Source organism: Achromobacter anxifer (genome assembly GCF_903652925.1).
GTDB lineage: Bacteria > Pseudomonadota > Gammaproteobacteria > Burkholderiales > Burkholderiaceae_B > Achromobacter > Achromobacter anxifer.
Window position 1 is genome coordinate 185,406 of record NZ_CAHLAR010000010.1, and the last position, 17,171, is coordinate 202,576.

At 63.7% G+C, this 17,171-nt stretch carries 16 protein-coding genes and 1 tRNA gene; 8 read left to right on the plus strand and 9 right to left on the minus strand.

What is annotated here, in order from left to right:
• Window positions 1-311: 311 nt before the first annotated feature.
• The 4 genes from HWY37_RS26795 (at window position 312) to HWY37_RS26810 (ending at window position 5,272) form a co-directional block, all read left to right on the plus strand.
• Complete coding sequence (locus tag HWY37_RS26795; protein WP_373418256.1) at window positions 312-2,228, plus strand: PrkA family serine protein kinase; 1,917 nt, start codon at window positions 312-314, stop codon at window positions 2,226-2,228.
• A gap of 12 nt (window positions 2,229-2,240) precedes the next feature.
• Entirely contained in the window at window positions 2,241-3,500 is a 1,260-nt protein-coding gene (locus HWY37_RS26800) for a YeaH/YhbH family protein (protein WP_175207782.1), read from the plus strand.
• Window positions 3,497-5,050, plus strand: a complete 1,554-nt coding sequence (locus HWY37_RS26805) for a SpoVR family protein (protein WP_175207783.1) — start codon at window positions 3,497-3,499, stop codon at window positions 5,048-5,050. The genes HWY37_RS26800 and HWY37_RS26805 overlap by 4 nt, the downstream gene beginning before the upstream one ends.
• Before the next feature lie 131 nt (window positions 5,051-5,181).
• Window positions 5,182-5,272, plus strand: a tRNA-Ser gene (locus HWY37_RS26810).
• Window positions 5,273-5,385: 113 nt separating this feature from the next.
• Here the strand turns inward: HWY37_RS26810 and HWY37_RS26815 are convergent.
• The 7 genes from HWY37_RS26815 to HWY37_RS26845 form a co-directional block, all read right to left on the minus strand.
• Window positions 5,386-6,870: an FAD-dependent oxidoreductase gene (locus tag HWY37_RS26815; RefSeq protein WP_176090247.1), complete on the minus strand. Its 1,485-nt coding sequence runs from the start codon at window positions 6,868-6,870 to the stop codon at window positions 5,386-5,388.
• Window positions 6,860-7,153 (minus strand): (2Fe-2S)-binding protein, encoded by a 294-nt coding sequence (locus HWY37_RS26820; protein ID WP_175207785.1) that lies wholly within the window; start codon window positions 7,151-7,153, stop codon window positions 6,860-6,862. The genes HWY37_RS26815 and HWY37_RS26820 overlap by 11 nt, the downstream gene beginning before the upstream one ends.
• The gene (locus tag HWY37_RS26825) at window positions 7,146-8,351 is read right to left on the minus strand and encodes an NAD(P)/FAD-dependent oxidoreductase (protein WP_176090248.1); all 1,206 of its coding nucleotides are present in this window, start codon (window positions 8,349-8,351) and stop codon (window positions 7,146-7,148) included. Before HWY37_RS26825 ends, HWY37_RS26820 begins: the two co-directional genes overlap by 8 nt.
• Window positions 8,348-9,286, minus strand: a complete 939-nt coding sequence (locus tag HWY37_RS26830; RefSeq protein WP_175207787.1) for a dihydrodipicolinate synthase family protein — start codon at window positions 9,284-9,286, stop codon at window positions 8,348-8,350. The genes HWY37_RS26825 and HWY37_RS26830 overlap by 4 nt, the downstream gene beginning before the upstream one ends.
• Window positions 9,283-9,702 carry a RidA family protein gene (locus HWY37_RS26835; RefSeq protein ID WP_175207788.1) on the minus strand — a complete coding sequence of 140 codons (420 nt, stop codon included), beginning with the start codon at window positions 9,700-9,702 and terminating at the stop codon, window positions 9,283-9,285. Before HWY37_RS26835 ends, HWY37_RS26830 begins: the two co-directional genes overlap by 4 nt.
• A gap of 45 nt (window positions 9,703-9,747) precedes the next feature.
• Entirely contained in the window at window positions 9,748-10,245 is a 498-nt protein-coding gene (locus tag HWY37_RS26840) for a VOC family protein (RefSeq protein ID WP_175207789.1), read from the minus strand.
• Window positions 10,246-10,326: 81 nt separating this feature from the next.
• On the minus strand, window positions 10,327-10,863 hold the full coding sequence (locus HWY37_RS26845) for a helix-turn-helix domain-containing protein (protein WP_175207790.1): 537 nt from the start codon (window positions 10,861-10,863) through the stop codon (window positions 10,327-10,329).
• Between the two features lie 235 nt (window positions 10,864-11,098).
• Between HWY37_RS26845 and HWY37_RS26850 the strand changes: the two genes are divergently transcribed.
• The 3 genes from HWY37_RS26850 to HWY37_RS26860 all read left to right on the plus strand — a co-directional run bounded on the left by HWY37_RS26850 (window position 11,099) and on the right by HWY37_RS26860 (window position 14,220).
• Window positions 11,099-11,380 carry a DUF3311 domain-containing protein gene (locus HWY37_RS26850; RefSeq protein WP_175207791.1) on the plus strand — a complete coding sequence of 94 codons (282 nt, stop codon included), beginning with the start codon at window positions 11,099-11,101 and terminating at the stop codon, window positions 11,378-11,380.
• Window positions 11,377-12,882 carry a sodium:solute symporter family protein gene (locus tag HWY37_RS26855; protein WP_175207792.1) on the plus strand — a complete coding sequence of 502 codons (1,506 nt, stop codon included), beginning with the start codon at window positions 11,377-11,379 and terminating at the stop codon, window positions 12,880-12,882. Before HWY37_RS26850 ends, HWY37_RS26855 begins: the two co-directional genes overlap by 4 nt.
• A gap of 132 nt (window positions 12,883-13,014) precedes the next feature.
• A complete protein-coding gene (locus HWY37_RS26860; protein WP_175207793.1) occupies window positions 13,015-14,220 on the plus strand; it encodes a porin in 1,206 nt (401 codons plus the stop codon).
• A gap of 38 nt (window positions 14,221-14,258) precedes the next feature.
• Here HWY37_RS26860 and HWY37_RS26865 read toward each other — a convergent pair whose 3' ends face one another.
• The gene (locus HWY37_RS26865; protein ID WP_175207794.1) at window positions 14,259-14,546 is read right to left on the minus strand and encodes a DUF4148 domain-containing protein; all 288 of its coding nucleotides are present in this window, start codon (window positions 14,544-14,546) and stop codon (window positions 14,259-14,261) included.
• A 101-nt stretch (window positions 14,547-14,647) separates the two neighbouring features.
• Window positions 14,648-15,595 carry a LysR family transcriptional regulator gene (locus HWY37_RS26870; protein ID WP_175207795.1) on the minus strand — a complete coding sequence of 316 codons (948 nt, stop codon included), beginning with the start codon at window positions 15,593-15,595 and terminating at the stop codon, window positions 14,648-14,650.
• 272 nt (window positions 15,596-15,867) lie between these two features.
• On the opposite strand from HWY37_RS26870, the gene HWY37_RS26875 reads away from it, so the two are divergent.
• Entirely contained in the window at window positions 15,868-17,010 is a 1,143-nt protein-coding gene (locus HWY37_RS26875; protein ID WP_425485038.1) for a porin, read from the plus strand.
• Window positions 17,011-17,171: the final 161 nt, after the last annotated feature.

The following is a 17,171-nucleotide window of genomic DNA, read 5'->3' on the forward strand; positions in this document are numbered from 1 at the left end:
CCTTCAAATCATTGCTGAGCATTTCATGCACGGACCCGTCGCATGCGCGCATACAGCGATATGCTGAAACCGAACGAGTGAACTTCTTCACCTAAGTTGCATTCCCTGACGGAACTTGTATCCGAAGAGTGCAGCCTAATTGGAAAGGGCCCGATCGTGCTCTTGGTTGATGTGTGGCGAAAGCAACATACCATCCGGCCGACAGTGCTTATCGCGAGATTGTCTAGTAAAGCGCGAGGGCTGAGGCACAATGGGGACACGTAGGGACGTATTGGATTTTTCGCGTGTTGTAGGAGGTTTCCGTGCAAAACATCGTCGAAGGCTTCAAGTCGCAGTATGCAAGAGAGCAGGAGTCGGAACTCTCCCTCGAGGAGTATCTGAACCTCGCCAAAAGCGATCCCATGGCATACGCCAGTCCCGCTGAGCGCATGCTGGCGGCGATAGGCGAACCTGAAATCGTGGATACGCGCAACGACCCACGTCTTTCCCGTTTGTTTTCCAACCGGACCATCCGGCGCTATCCGGCGTTCCAGGAGTTCTACGGCATGGAGGACGTGATCGGGCAGATCGTCGCGTTCTTCAAGCACGCCGCGCAGGGATTGGAAGAGCGCAAGCAAATCCTTTACCTGCTGGGGCCGGTGGGCGGCGGCAAGTCGTCCATCGCGGAACGCCTCAAGTCCCTGATGGAGGCCTATCCCATCTATGCCTTGAAGGGTTCGCCGGTGAACGAATCGCCGCTTGGCCTGTTCCATCCGGAACGCTTCGGCGACACGCTTGAAAAGGAATACGGCATTCCGCGGCGCTACCTGAGCGGCATCATGTCGCCCTGGGCCGTGAAGCGCTTGAAGGAGTTCGACGGCGACATCTCGAAGTTCCGTGTCGTGCGCCTGAACCCGTCGGTGTTGCGCCAGATCGCCATCGCCAAGACCGAACCGGGCGACGAGAACAACCAGGACATTTCGTCGCTGGTGGGCAAGGTCGACATCCGCAAGCTCGACCGCCACTCGCAGGACGACCCGGACGCCTACAGCTATTCCGGCGGTCTGTGCCTGGCCAACCAAGGCTTGCTTGAATTCGTGGAGATGTTCAAGGCCCCGATCAAGATGCTGCACCCCTTGCTGACGGCCACCCAGGAAGGCAACTTCAAGGGCACCGAGGGCTTTTCCGCGATCCCGTTCAACGGCGCCATCCTGGCCCACTCGAACGAATCGGAATGGCAGACCTTCCGCAACAACAAGCACAACGAGGCGTTCCTCGACCGGATCTACATCGTCAAGGTGCCTTACTGCCTGCAGGTGTCGGAAGAAGTCCGCATCTACGAAAAGCTGCTGCACCACAGTTCGCTGTCGTCGGCGCCGTGCGCGCCGGGAACGCTGGACATGATGGCGCAGTTCTCGGTCCTGACGCGCCTGAAGGAACCGGAAAACTCCAGCATCTATTCCAAGCTGCGCGTCTACGACGGCGAAAGCCTGAAGGACGTGGATCCCAAGGCCAAGGCCTTGCAGGAATACAAGGACTACGCCGGCACCGACGAAGGCATGACCGGGGTGTCGACGCGCTTCGCGTACAAGATCCTGTCCAGCGTCTTCAACTACGACCAGACCGAAGTGGCCGCCAATCCGGTGCACCTGATGTACGTGCTTGAGCAGCGGATCGGCCGCGAGGACTACCCCGAGGAAATCCGCCGCCGCTATCTTGAATTCATCAAGGGCTACCTGGCGCCGCGCTATGCGGAGTTCATCGGCAAGGAGATCCAGACCGCTTATCTGGAGTCGTACTCCGAGTACGGCCAGAACATCTTCGACCGCTACGTGACCTTCGCCGACTGCTGGATCCAGGACGAGGAATTCCGCGACCCGGAAACCGGCGAAAGCTTCGACCGCAGCGCGCTGAACGATGAACTGGAAAAGATCGAGAAGCCGGCTGGCATTGCCAACCCGAAGGACTTCCGCAACGAGATCGTCAACTTCGTGTTGCGGGCGCGCGCCAACAACAATGGCCGCAACCCGACCTGGACCAGCTATGAAAAGCTGCGCGAAGTGATCGAGAAGAAGATGTTCTCGAACACGGAAGACCTGCTGCCGGTGATCTCGTTCAACGCCAAGGCCTCGGCCGAGGACAAGTCCAAGCATCAGAGCTTCGTCGATCGCATGGTTGAAAAGGGCTACACGGAAAAGCAGGTCAGGCTGCTGTGCGAGTGGTATCTCCGTGTGAGGAAGTCTTCCTGAGCGAGGTGAATCATGAATTCACTTATCGATCGCCGTCTTAACGGGCGCAATAAAAGCGCCGTCAACCGGGAGCGTTTTCTCCGGCGCTACAAGGACCAGATCCGCAAGGCGGTCCACGGGATGATCCGTGACCGCTCGATTCAGGACATGGATCAGGGCGGCGAGATCAACCTGCCCGCCCGCGACATCTCCGAGCCGACCTTTCATCACGGCCCGGGCGGCGACCGCGAGATGGTGCACCCTGGCAATCGCGAGTTTGCCAAGGGCGACACCTTCGACCGGCCGCAAGGCGGGCAGGGGGAAGGCGGGTCCGAGCCGGGCGAAGGCGAATCGGTGGACCAGTTCACCTTCAGCCTGTCGCGGGCCGAGTTCCTGAACCTGTTCTTCGAGGACCTGGAACTGCCGCACATGGCGCGCACCCAGCTGGGCGAGGTCAGCCAGAAGAAATGGCAGCGCGCCGGCTACACGACCACGGGCTCGCCCAGCATGCTGAGCATCAGCCGCACGCTCAAGTCGTCGCTGGCGCGCCGCGTGTCGCTCAGCGTGAAGGCGCGCGCCGACCTCGAAGACGCCGAGGAACGCCTGGCCAAGGCGCTGGAGGCGGGCGCGTCCGCCGACGACATCAAGGCGCTGGAACAGGAGGTCGAAGACTGCCGCGAGCGCCTCGCCCGCGTGCCGTTCCTGGACGACCTGGACCTGCGCTACCGCAACCGGGTGTCGGTGGCCATCCCCATGGCGCGCGCGGTCATGTTCTGCCTGATGGACGTGTCGGGCTCCATGGATGAGAACAAGAAGGACCTGGCCAAGCGCTTCTTCTCGCTGCTTTACCTGTTCCTGTCGCGCAAGTACGAGCACGTGGATCTGGTCTTCATCCGCCACACCGACAACGCCGAGGAAGTCGACGAGCACACCTTCTTCTACGATCCCAAGAGCGGCGGCACTATCGTGCTGTCGGCGCTGGAGCTGATGCGCGAGATCCTGGAGAAGCGCTATTCGCCGACCGCGTGGAACGTGTACGCGGCGCAGGCCAGCGACGGCGATTCGTTCGGCGCCGACGCGGGCAAGAGCGCGCGCTTCCTGGCCGAACATCTGCTGCCGGCCACGCGCTACTTTGCCTACATCGAAGTGCCCGACTCGCAGGAGGCGCGCAAGAGCAGCCTGTGGGCGGAATATGAACAGAAACTGGAGCCGCATTTCGTCATGCGGCGCATCTGCGAACGCGGCGAGATCTTTCCCGTGTTCCATGACCTGTTCAAAAAGGAAACCGCATGAACGCCATCGTGGGAGCTCTCGTGGAACCGGAGGCCGCCGGCAGCGCCCGGCCCATCTCCCAGGGTTCCGAATGGACCTTTGAACTGATCCAGTCCTATGACGAGGCCATCTCCAAGATCGCCGCCGAATACGGGCTGGACACGTACCCGAACCAGATCGAGGTAATCACCTCGGAACAGATGCTGGACGCCTACGCGTCGGCCGGGCTGCCTATCGGCTATCCGCACTGGTCGTACGGCAAGGAATTCATCCGCAACGAGCAGTTCTACCGCCGCGGCATGCAGGGGCTGGCGTACGAGATCGTCATCAACTCCAACCCTTGCATCTCCTATCTCATGGAAGAGAACTCCATGACGATGCAGGCGCTGGTGATCGCCCACGCCTGCTACGGCCACAACTCGTTCTTCAAGGGCAACTACCTGTTCCGCCAATGGACCGACGCCGACGGCGTGCTGGACTACCTGGTGTTCGCCCGCAAGTACGTGATGTCCTGCGAGGACCGCTACGGCATCGATGCGGTGGAAGCCCTGCTCGACTCCTGCCATGCGCTCTCGCACCATGGCGTGGACCGCTACAAGCGCCCGACGCCGATCTCCTACAAGGAAGAGGCCGCGCGCCAGGCCGAACGCCAGGAGCACGCCCGCCTGCAGTACAACGACCTGTGGCGGACCCTGCCGCGCCTGGAAGCCGACAAGGACACGCACGTCGAGGCCTCGGTGTTCCCGCCGGAGCCCGAAGAGAACCTGCTGTACTTCATCGAGAAGTACTCGCCCAAGCTGGCGCCGTGGCAGAAGGAGCTGGTGCGCATCGTGCGCAAGATCGCGCAGTACTTCTATCCGCAGACCCAGACCAAGGTCATGAACGAAGGCTGGGCCACCTTCTGGCACTACACCATCCTGAACCGGCTGCATGAAAAGGGTCTGGTCAACGACGGCTTCATGATGGAGTTCCTGCAAAGCCACACCAACGTGGTCAGCCAGCGCGGCTTTGACGAGCGCGGCTACGGCGGCATCAACCCGTATGCGCTGGGCTTCGCCATGATGTCCGACATCCGCCGCATCTGCGAAGCGCCCACGCCCGAGGATAAGCGTTGGTTCCCCGACATCGCCGGCGGCGATTGGCTGAAGACGCTGGACTTCGCCATGCGCAACTTCAAGGACGAGTCCTTCATCTCGCAATACCTGTCGCCGCGCCTGATCCGCGAGTTCCGCTTCTTCGCCATCTCGGACCACCAGGCCAACCCCAAGCTGGAAGTCGCCGCCATCCACGACGACGAAGGCTATCGCGACATCCGCCGCCTGCTGGCCGCGCAGCACAACCGCGACAACCTGGTGCCCGACATCCAGGTGGTCCGCTTCAACCGCGACTCCGACCGTTCGCTGGTGCTGCGCCACCTGAAGAGCCGCGGCCGCCCGCTGGCCGGCGACGACGCCGAGCAGGTGATGAAGCACCTGGCCCGCCTGTGGGGCTTCAAGGTCCGCCTGGAAGAGACGGAACCGGACGGCACCATCAGCTCCTACCGCGAGCAGGACCCGCCGGCATCGGCTTGACGGCGGAGTAGCAGAGGGGACGCCTTGGCGTCCCCTTTTCCTTGCCCGCTTGCCGGCCTTGTCCGCAATCTGCTAGAATCGCGGATTCGCATTTTCTGCAGCGGCTTAGCCCGCAGTGAAAATCGCAGATAGGACAGGTGGCCGAGTGGTTGAAGGCGCACGCCTGGAAAGCGTGTATACGTCAAAAGCGTATCGGGGGTTCGAATCCCCCTCTGTCCGCCAAGAATACCCATGCATCGTTTGCTTTGAACCAAGCGGCGAATCGCAAAGGCAAAGCCCCACACGTGATACACGGTGGGGCTTTTTTTATTTCGGCCGGAGCCTTGGTTCCCCGGTCAGGGCAGACCATGCTCCCGCAGGTCTGCCAGCGCCGCGACTGGCACTGGTTTGACTGGCGCGCGGGCGGTGAATGCGCCCAGCACGCCAGCATCCTGGCCGCGCGCCGCGGCCAGCATGTGGGTGACGGTATGTTGGCAGTACCGTCCCTGGCAGAATCCCATCCCGGTGCGGCAGGCGAGCTTGACGCTGTTCACGTCGCTGGCGTGTGGGTTTTCTGCGAGGAATGACTGCACCGCGCCGGCCGTGACTTCCTCGCATCGGCAGATGGTGGTTTCCGGCGTGGCGAGTCCCGCCAGTGCGTCCAGCCTGGGCTCGAAGAACTGAAGCACCGCGCTGCTGAACCGGCTTGCCTTGCGCCGCGCGTTGTCCTCCCGGCGCAATGATTCCAGAATGGTCTGGTCGGCCGTGTCGCCGCGCACGTCCAGCACGGCCTGCAAGGCGGCGATGCGGCCTTCGATGGCTGCCATTTCGGCGCCGCCGATGCCGGCGGGTTCTCCCGCCACGAAAATCCGGGGCTGGCTGGTTCGCATGCGTTCGTCGTGCGATACGATCCAGCCGCCTTCAGCCGGCCGCCAGATGCTGGCGCAGCCGGCCTGGCGGGCCAGTTCAGTGGACGCCAGCAGCCCATAGCCCGTAACCAGCGTGTCGGCTTGCAGCGTCCGCTCGGTTCCGGCGATGGGTTCCCATGCCGGCGTGACGTCGCTCAGCACCACCTGCTCCACGGCCTGGTTGCCGATGGCCCGCGTCAGCAGCGTGCCGAAGCGTATCGGAACCCGATGCCGCCGCAGGTTGCCCAGGGCGCCGGCCATTTGCTGAAAGAGGTTGAGATGCCCTGGCAGGGCGCGCCAGGCCGACAGCAGTTCGGCCAGCGACGGCTTCGGGCGCGCGATGGCGACTTCGGCGACCTGCGCGCCGGACTCGATCAGGAGATCCGCGACCAGTAGCAGCAAGGGGTGGGATCCGGCCAGAACGAACCGCATTCCCGGGCGAAGAAACTGGCTCTTCATCAAGGTCTGCACGCCGCCCGCGGACATGACGCCCGGCAGGGTCCAGCCCGGGAAGGCCACCGGCAGGTCGTAGGCGCCGGTGGCGATCAAGAGTGCGGCGCCGTCGATCAGCGCGGCATGGTTGCCGCGGTTGATGGCGACTCTTACTCCGGACTGATCCGGCGTGCGGAAGATGCCCCAGGCGGTGCAGCCGAAGCGCCATTGGATCTGCGTCGATTGCCGCGCTCGTTCAAGCAGTTGCCGGCCGAAGGGATAGCTTTTGAAGGCGCTGCTCGGTTCGCTCTGGAAGGTGCTGGGCGCCTGCCGGAAAATCTGGCCGCCGACATCGTGTTGTTCGTCGATCACGACGACGCGCAGTCCGTGGTCAGCCGCGGTCAATGCCGCCGACAGACCCGCGGGCCCGGCGCCTACGACGACGAGGTCAAAGCACGTATCCGCCTGCTCGGCGGTGTTGTGGTTGGCACTATTCAACATTCGGGGGAACCTCGATGCGCATGCCTTCCGTTGCCAAGGTCATGCAGCTGCGCACCGACTGGCAACCGTCGATGGTGACCAGGCACTCGAAGCAGACTCCCATGTTGCAGACGGGCGCGTGCGCCGCGTGGCCATGGCTGCGGCGGAACACCGACACGCCGGCGGCCAGCAGGGCGGTGACGACGGTCTCTCCGGGGTAGGCCAGGGCTTCGCGGTTATTGATGTAGATGCGGATCAGGGCGGGTCTGGCAACCCGGGTCTGCAATCGTGTGGCGTCAGGCAAAGGTCAGGCTCCCGAAGCGTTTGGGGTCGTAGGGGGAGGTGTCGAAAGTCCTGGCGCGGCCGAGTATGTCGTCGGCGAGGATTTGCGCGTAGGTGGGGCCCAGGGTGAAAGCCGACCCGCCCGTGGCGATGAACAGGCCGGCGGCCTTGGGAATTGCGCCAATGAGCGGCAGCTGGTCAGAGACCAGTGCGGTGGCCCCGGTCCAGACGCGCAGCACCGGAAGCTCCCCGGCCGCGGGTATTACGGCGGTGGCGGCGCTCAGGTTGCCCGCCAGCGAGGGCAGCAAAAGTTCCGGCTGGCGGTCGAGGTCGAGAATGCCGTTGGTCTGAGGCAGGGTGGCGGGCCAGCCGCCGCCGATGAGCACGTTGCCTTCGGGCGTCTGCTTCATGGAGAGGCGCCTTCCCGCGTGCTGGATCAGGTGCTTTATAAAGGGCCGGGTGCGCGCGGTGGCGGCCATGGTCAGGCCGACGGCGCTGACTGGCAGCGTTACTCCTGCCATTTGCGCGATCCGGCCCGACCACACGCCCGCGGCGAGCACGACGTTGTCGGCCTGACAGGATGCGCCGCCGTCCAGCGCGACGCGCCATGTCCGTCCGTCGCGCCGCAGCGAGCGCACGCCAGTTGCGCTGCGGATGCGCGCGCCGAGACGGGCGGCCGCCCTGGCGTAAGCCAACGCGCTGCGCCGCGGGTCCGCCTTGCCTTCGCCGGGGCAGAAGGCCGCCGCCACGATGGACGGGCTGAGGTAGGGCGCCTGGGTTCGCACCGCTACGCGATCGAGCAGCTCGATCTGCAGGCCGGCGGCCTGCTCGAGCGCAACCTTCTGCTCCAGTCGTTCCACCTGCTCGCTGGTTTCGGCCACCATCAGCCCGCCATGCTGCACCACGCCGAGGTCGTCCTGCAGTTCGGCGGCAAGGCCGCGCCATGCGTGTTGGGCGTGCAGGTGCAGAGGGATGGCCTCTGCGGCCTTGCGCGCACTTTCCAGGCCGTGTTCGATCATGCGGTACTCGAGCTGGAAATGAAGACTGCCGGCGTTGCGGCCCGATGCCTGGCTATTGATCTGGCATTTTTCGGCCAGCAGCACGTCGACGCCAGACTTGGCCAGGTAATAGGCAATTGCGCAGCCGAGCAGGCCTCCGCCAATGACAAGCGTGGCGACGCGGGTGTCAGTGTCCGCATCTTGCTGAACGGCAGGCGTCACGATTGTTCCAGCGGGACCGTTGCGATGCCCAGCTCTTCCAGCGTGGCGCGGACCTGGCCGGCTTCGGCCTCGGTCAGTTCCAGCAGGGGGCGGCGGACATATCCTGCGGGCACGCCGCGCAGCCGCAGCGCTGTTTTGAGGATGGCCTGCGCACTGCCGAAATTGCCGGCAAAATCCTTGTTGAACCAGGCTCCCATGATGACCCGGTCGCGCTCGCCCAGTTGGACCGCCCGAGTCTTGTCGCCGGCCGCAATGCAGCGCCAGAAGTCGGGGTGATCCGAACCGAGCACTCCTCCGGCGCCCATGAGGCCGTCGGCCACCCCCAGCGCGGACAGGTCGGCGCCGAGCGCCGAAGTGGGCATGTTGAAGTAGCGGACCTTATGGCCCAGCTGATACGCGCCCTTCAGGAACATGCCGAAGTCTGGCGTGGAGTTCTTGACCGCGACCACATGGTCGATATCCGCCAGTTCGTCCAGGAGGTCCACATCCATGTCGACGACGCAGCCACGCGGCCAGTTGTAGATGCAGATGGGAATGTCGGTTGCGTCGGAGACGTCCTGGTAGAACTGCACGAGTTCCCTGCGGCTGGGCACGATGTAGGGGGGTGGAGTCAGGATGATGCCGTCCAGCCCCGCGCGTTGCGCGGCGCGCGCATGCAGGATGGCTTCCGCCGCGGTGTAGGCGTTGCAGCCGCCCAGGACGGTGATGCGGCCGTTGATCGCGCGGCTGGACTCCTGGAAAAGCAGCGCGCGCTCTGCCTCGTTCATGCTGAACCATTCGCCCGAGGTCCCGGCAAGAATCACGCCGTGCATGCGCTCCTGCACATACCACTCGAGTTGCCGGGGCAGCGCTGCCCAGTCCAGGTCGCCGTTGCGCTTGAAGGGGGTGGTGATGGCGGGGATGTACCCGGTCCAGTTGATGTCATTGCGGTTCATGCGGGTGTTCCTTGATCCAGTGTCGCGTCGGCTTCTATTTCGATGAGAAATTCAGGCAGGGCCAGCGTCTGAACACCGATGAACGTGTTGGCGCCAGGCGTTGCGTCGCCATAGAAGGCGCTGATTTCCGCGCAAATCGGTCCCAGGTTTTCCGGCTTGTGGTTGACCACGTAAGTGCGCAGGCGCAGCACGTCGGCGGGCGTGGCGCCGGCGGCGGTCAGCACCTGCTTGAGGTTGCTCAGCGCCTGCCGGGCTTGCGCGACCACGTCGCCCGCGCCGATCAGGTTGCGATCCTTGTCCCACGCGACCTGACCGGCCAGGTGCAGGCTGCGCGTGCCGCGTTGTTCAGTGGCGTGCGAGAAGCCGAACGGCAGGCTCGCGTACATGGCGTCCGGGTTGATGGCGATGCGTGTCACGATGCGATGCTCCAGGAGTGTGCAAGGTATGGGCTGCCAGCCTGTTCAGGCTGATGGGGCATGAGCCGCAAGTTCGAAGATGTTCTTCCAGGGGTCCAGAAAGCGTTGGAATTGCGAGCCCGACGTGGGGCCGTCGGAGAAGGCGATGCGTTCGAAGACCGTGCAGCCGTTGTCGCGCAGCAGTTGCGCCGCGGCGTCCAGATCCTGGACTTCGATGCTGAGGTGGTAGCTGCCCACCTGGTCACAGGTGGCGGGGCTGCGAGTTTCGCCGGGCGCTTGCTCGTACTCGAAGATCTCGATCCTGGCGCCGCCGGGCAGCACGAGCATGGCGAGTTCGAGCCCAGCGTCTTTGACGCCCAAGTGCGCTTCCGTCCAGTCGCGGCCATCCGTGGCGTCTGGCAGTTGCGTGGCATGGACCGGGCCGAGCCGATACAGCACCTGCGCACCGAAAACGCGCTCATAGAATGCGACCGCCGGATCGAGTCTTTCGACGGTCCAGGACACGTGGTCGATACGAGAAATTCCCAGGGGATTGTTCTGCACGGCGTAGCTCCATGAAAGTCGGGACGAGCACCGTCGCGCCGGGGCGACGCGGCGTAAGGATCCTGCGTAGTCAGAGTTCGGTCAGGGGCTGGGGGGAGTGATGGACAGCAGGATTTCAGTTGCCGCTGCGGAGTCGTTGCGGTAGCGGTGCGCAAGCCGGGCGTCGAACGAGATGCTCTCGCCGCTGGCGACCACATAGTCCACGCCGGCGATCTGTGCGATCAGTTCGCCGCGGATGACGTAGACGGATTCGCTCGACGGGTGGCCGCGAGGTTCGTCCGCTGAAACCTGTCCAGGCTCGAGCACCGCCCGCAGCACTTCCAGGTCGCCCTGACCGGCGGTCAGCCGTTCGTAGCTGACCTGTCCCGCCGGGGCGGTCAATCTGGTGCGATTGCCGGGACGGCTTATCCAGACCGAAGGCGCGCCGGGCTCCGCAAAAAGCGAAGTGATGGATTCGCCAAACACTGCCGCCAGGCGGCGGACGGTTTCGAGGCTGGGGTCGGTAATCGAGCGTTCCACCTGGCTCAGCAGGGTGGCGGATACCCCTGCCTGCGCCGCCAGGTCCCGCAGCGACAGGTTGCGCGCCGTCCTCAGCTCTTTCAAGCGTTCACCAATCATGTTGCCTATTCCGTATCTGCTGGATCTTGATGTGCACTAGTAGTGCACATTTTTTGTGCTGATGTATGAAACAAGTGTACAGCAAAGAGGGCGGTTTATCTCTGGGAAATAAAAATTTGTAGAGTAGTGGTAAACACTAGTGCGCCTTCTGGAGTCTATGTGCGTAGAATTTATGTGCAGTATGGATGCACGTTTTTTCATTCAATAGTGCAGTAAAACTTTACGTGAGTCTCCAATGGAAAATCTGGTTCAACCGGCTCGCCGGTCTGGGCGGCAGCAGCATCGATGGCTGCTCATTCTTCCCTTCATCTGGCAGGCGGCGCTCGCTCCCCTTGTGAACGATGTGACGTATCGGCCGCTCAACCTGCCGTTCCCGATGGTCTGGCAAATGGCTGGAATCGTGTTGGCCAGCATCGTGATCGGCATGGTGTTCCGGCTCGACCGGTTCGCCGGCGTCGAGGACGAGGAAGCGGCTTTTCTGGCGGCGACCGTCGCGCAGAACGGGAGCCACCCATGACGCTGGGCATTGTGTTCGTCATTTTGCTGGCGACGCTCGCCGGCGCGCTGGGCTATGGCCGCCGGGCCAAGCGCGGCAAGACCCTCGCCGAGTGGGCGGTCGGCGGCCGCAGTCTGGGGACGTTGATCTTCTGGTTCATGAACGCGGGAGAGGTCTACACCACCTTCGCGGTGCTGGGCATTTCGGGGTATGCATGGGCGCTGGGAGCGCCCGCCTATCTGGCGTTCTGCTCAGTGTCGTTGAGCTACGCGCTGGGGTACTGGCTGATGCCCAAGATATGGCGCGCCGGCCGGGCCGGCGGCTTCGTGACGCAAGCCGACTACTTTGCCGCGCGCTATGGCGCGCCTTGGCTGGGGGTGTTGACAGGCGCGATAGGCATCGCCTCGCTGGTCATTTATGTGCAGATCCAGCTGATCAGCCTCGGGCTGGTGGTGCAGCTGACGCTGGATGGCAGAGTCTCGACCGTGACGGCAACGCTGGTCGCCGCCGCCTTGATGATCGCCTTCGTGTTTGCGGCCGGCATGCGTTCGGCGGCGTTTGCCGCGGGCATCAAGGACGTGTTGATGATCGTGGTCGTGGTGATGCTGAGCGCCACGGTGGCGGGCACGATCGGCGCGGCTTCGCTGCTCGACATCTTCGACATGGCTGAAGCCGCCTATCCCGGAATCGGCAAGTTTCCGGGCATCGATCCGGCTTCACCGACGACTTCGGTTTGGCTTATGACTTCCGCGCTGAACATCGCGCTGGGCAATTGGGTCTTTCCGCATCTTTTCCAGATGTGCTATTCGGCGCACAGCGCAACCGTGATCCGGCGCAATGCCATCTGGCAGCCGCTGTATTCGCTGGCCTACTTCTTCATCATCCTGCTGGGGTTCGCGGCTTTGCTCGCCGGGACGCAGCCGCCGGGGAACAATCTGAATGCCGCGCTGCTGCACTTCGTTGCGACGTCCTACCCGTCGTGGGTGGTGGGGCTGGTGGCCGGCACGGGCTTCCTGCTGGCGCTGGTACCCGGTTCGCTGTTGCTGTTGTCGGCCGGAACTATTTTCACGCGCAACATTGTGCAGCCTTTCTGGAAAGGAATGTCGGAGACCGCCGCATTGCGCTTGTCGCGCGTGTCGCTGATCGGCTTTGCCTCGCTTGCGGCATTCCTGTCCGTCCATCAGGGAAGTTCACTGGTGCGAATCCTGTTGAACGCCTACGCCGCGATAGGCATGCTTGCGCCGCCGGTGTTTCTTGGTTTCCTCTGGAGGCGCACCACGGCAGCGGGCGTGCTGGCGGGACTGGTTGCGGGGTTCACGGCGCTGCTGGCGCCTTTCGCTTCGCAGTATTGGGCAGTCGTCGCACCTGAATGGGAGCCCGGTCTCATTGCGATGGCGATCAATGCCGGGGCTGTTGTCGCGGTCAGTCTTCTGACCCCGGCTCCCAGGCCCGCCGCGATTGCGGTCGGCGTGTATCCCGGCGTGCTGCCGCCCTCGGCCTCCATACGCGACCAGGCAAGCTAGCGGCGTATTCGGCCTCCATGCGCATGGAGGCGGTCTCCCCTCACTCAATCCGAAGTCCGTCCACCCGGCTGCTACGCAGCGCGGGTGCGGCTTCCTGCACCCCTGTCCATCCCCATTTTTTGAGAGATACCCATGAAGAAGATCGGCTTGTATCTGTCTTTGTTGATTGCGATCCCACAGGCCTTTGCGGCCCAGAGCAGCGTCGAGTTGTACGGCATGCTCGACTCTGGCCTTACCTATGTCAGCGGTGGCGGCAACGGCAGTTCCATCCATGCCGACATCTGTGGTCCGCAGGGTTGCAACCGTTTCGGTTTGCGCGGCCGCGAGGATCTGGGCGATGGCGTATCCACCGTGTTCGTCCTGGAGAATGGCTTCAATCTGCAGAACGGGAAGCTCGGCCAGGGGGGCTTGCTATTCGGCCGCCAGGCCTATGTCGGCTTCGCCAGCGAGCGCTACGGCGTCTTGACGCTCGGGCGCCAATACGATTCTCTGTCGGATACCGTCGGCATGTTTCCGTCCAGCAACAACTTCGCAACGGGCTACGGGTCGCATTTCGGCGACCTGAACAACCTGAACCAGTCAATCCGGATCAACAACGCCGTGAAGTATGTGAGTCCGGACGCGAATGGCCTGCGGCTGCACAGCATGTACAGCTTTGGAGGGAAAACCGGCGATTTTGCCGCGAACCGTTCGTGGGCATTGGCGGGCTCGTATGCGAGCGGACCTCTCGCGATGGCGGTGGGCTATTTGGATATTCATCCGCCCGCTACCCGCCCCAATGGCACCGGGGGCGTGTACGAATCCAACGGCAACTACGTCGGTGCGCTGGGCCAGTACGTGGGGCTGCAGGATGCCGATGCGATGAAGGTGCTCGGCGTCGGGGCGTCCTACCAACTCGGCGCGGCGACCGTCGGCCTTACCTACGCGCGTACGTTGCTCAGGAACAGCCAATACTTCGTCGTAAACGGGTTCCCCGGCGCAGGCAATGGCGGTGATTTCACGATGGACAGCTATGAGGTGATGACGACCTATCGGCTCACGCCGGCGCTGTCCTTTGGTGTAGCGTACATCTACAACGTCGGCCGCGCGGACTACCAGAAACTGAAGCCGAAGTTCCATCAGGTCAACTTCGGCGCCAGCTATGCCCTTTCCAAAAGGACGGAGCTCTATAGCGCGGTCATCCTGCAGAAGGCCGGTGGAGACGGAATCGCGCCCGTGCTGGGCGCGGGAGGCGTCGTCGTCGGGCGGTCCGCGATCGCGGAGATTCCGGGGGCTGGCGCCGATTCCGGATCCAGCCGGCAGGCACTGGTGACAATGGGGTTCAGCCACAAGTTCTGAGTGCGGCGTCGCCCCAGGCAGGCCAGCGCTCGGCCGCCTTAGCGGGTCCGCGCCGTCGGCGCGCGCTCGGCGCTTTGGCCGATCAGGTTCAAATACACCGCTTGCCGCTGGCGATACTCGCTGCTGTAGATGTCGGGCGTCTCTTCGAGCCGGGAGAGTTCGGCCAGGCCGGAATCGTGCCAGGCCTTCAGGTCGCGTTCGACGTCGGCGCGGGTGAGGCTGCTGGGCTTGGGCGGCGGCACGTACGTTTCCTCGGCGGCGGCGGCGTTGCCCCAAGCGAGGACGATGGCGATGGCGGCGGCTGCGGATGAAAGTTTGATGCGCATGATGGGGTGCTCCTGTTCAGTATGGGGTCGCCCTGCAGAAAGCGCGGGGCCGAACCGTGACTCCATTCTGAACAGCGGCGCCTGACCGCACCGTGACCCGTTCATAACATCGTTGTCAGTTTCGCCAGCGGGCTCGCGGCCATGCCGGCGCGTGCTGCCGCGAAATCGTCGCGCAGGCGCGTTTCCAGCAAACTCAGGAAGGATTGCGCGCGCGCGGGCGGATGCCGGGTGTTCAACAGCGCGAACAGCGGCACGGACTCGAAGCGCCATGCGGGCAGTACCTGAATCAGATCGCCGGCATAAGGCTGCGATGCGGCGGCGGGCTCGGGCAGCGGTGCAATCCCCGCGCCTGCGCGCGCGAGTCCCGCCAGGCCGTCGAGGTTGTTGGCGCTGATCCGGCGCTGCGTGGCGATGCGCACTGCGCCGCCGTGTCCATGCAGCGTCCATTGTGCGAGCTCGGGACAGAAGTCGGCGCCCAGGCAGGCGTGCCCGCGCAGATCGGAGGGCGAGGCCGGAGGCCGTTGATTGCGCAAGTATCCGGCCGACGCATAGAGGCGGTAGGGAACGGTGGCGACGTGCCGCGCGATCAGGTCGGAATCGGGCTGCGAGCCCCAGCGCAGTGCGATGTCGAAACTCACTGGCGCCGCGCTGAGGTCGCTGCCGGGCGAGTAGTCCAGCTGTACGTCGACGCCGGGCCAGGTTTCCGAGAAGGTCCTGACGATGTCGACGAAGGACAGCGGCGTCAGCGTATCGGGCAGGCACAGGCGCAAGGTTCCGGAGGGCACCAGGCCCAGGTCGCGCAGCGCGCAGTGCGCGTCCATGGTCTGTTCGACAAGTCCGCGGCATCGTTCGGCGTATAGGGCCCCCGCTTCAGTCAGCAGAATGGAACGCGTGGTGCGCACCAGCAGCGCGATGCCCAGGTCGCGCTCCAGGCGGCGCAGGCGCCGCGAGATGGTGGAGGCTGGCACGCCGAGTCTTTCCGCTGTGCGGCCCAGGTGCCGTTGTTTGGCGACCTCCACGAAGATGGCGATGTCATTGAGATTGGGCATGCGCGGCCGGGGAATCCGTACGGGAACATTACTGAAGCCTGACCAATGTAGAAGGTCCGCGCTGACCCCGGTATGACCCGTTCCTGACGCCAGGATGTCGTCCCGATGACAACTCGAACGAGACGCCGGGACTATGCCACGGATGGTTCTGGCGAAACCATTTTCGCTATTAATCAATGGCGCTGCCTCGCCCATACTCGCACCAGTCCTTGCTGTTTCCGGCAAAGAAAACAGACAGGCCATTCAGTGCAATCTATCGGGGAGTTCCATTGATGAAGAACATGCGGTTCGCTTATTTCGCCCTTGCCGGCTGCGCCTTGACGGTTCCGTGCCTGGGCATGGCGCAAACAGAGGTCACGCTCTATGGCGTGGTCGATGCGGGTATCGGCTATGAAGAGGTCAAGGGGGCCAACGGCTTTTCGCAAAGCAAGGTCGGCTCGGTGGACGGCGTCAACAGCGGGTCGCGCTGGGGCCTGCGCGGCAAGGAAGACCTGGGCGATGGCCTGCGCGCCATCTTCAATGTGGAAAGCGGCTTCAATTCCAATACCGGCGTGTCCGGCCAGAGCAATCGTCTGTTCGGGCGGCGCTCCACCCTCGGCCTGGAGAGCGATCAGCTCGGCACGCTGGAATTCGGCCGGCGTATCAATCTGGCATCGGACTGGATCGGCAACGTCGTCGACCCTTTCGGCACGTCGTTCCGCACCGCCAATCTGGGTTCCACGTTCAGCGCGGCGAACACGATGCGCGTCGACAACCTGGTCCTGTATCAGACGCCGTCGATGGGCGGCTGGCAGGCCGGCGTGGGCTATTCGTTCAATGTGGACAGCACGCGCACCGACAATGCCGGCCTGAATCCGGGTTACGCGACGGGCGACAACAATCGCCTGTTGACCGCTGGCCTGCGCTACAGCAACGGACCGGTGTATGCGGCCTTGTCCTACGACCGCTTCAACCCCACCAACGGTGCGCCGGGCGGGCAGTCTCCCGCGCGCATCCAGCAGTACATCATCGCGGGCAGCTACGACTTCGAAGTGGTGCGCTTGCACGCGATCTTCGGCCAGACTTTCGACGGCTGGCTGCAGGGGCAGACGATGGGCGTCACGCCGGACGCCGGCGGATTCGAGAATCTGGGAACCTACAAATTGCGCGACGGATTCCGCGCCAACTCCTATCTGCTGGGCGCCACGCTGCCGTTGGGAGCCAGCAAAGTCTTCGGTTCCTGGCAGCGCGCCGATCCGAACAATGCCAGCCTGACCGGCGACGACAAGAGCATGAACGTCTATAGCGTTGGCTACACCTACGACTTCTCCAAGCGGACCAATCTCTACGCGTATGTCTCTTACGGCGACAACTATGCCTTCAACCGCGACGCCAGCAACCGGGCCGCGGCGGTCGGCTTGCGCCACCGGTTTTAAGCGCTCCGCGCAGGCGCCCGCGCTGCAACTCTTGCAGAAGTCCCCGAGGCAGGAGTGACAGCTGACTCCGCGAAAGTTATGCGGCGCCTGGGTGGCGCGTCTTGAAAGGGTAGGACCGCCTTCGGGCGGTCCACTCGTTTCGGGATCGAGCCTGACGGCGG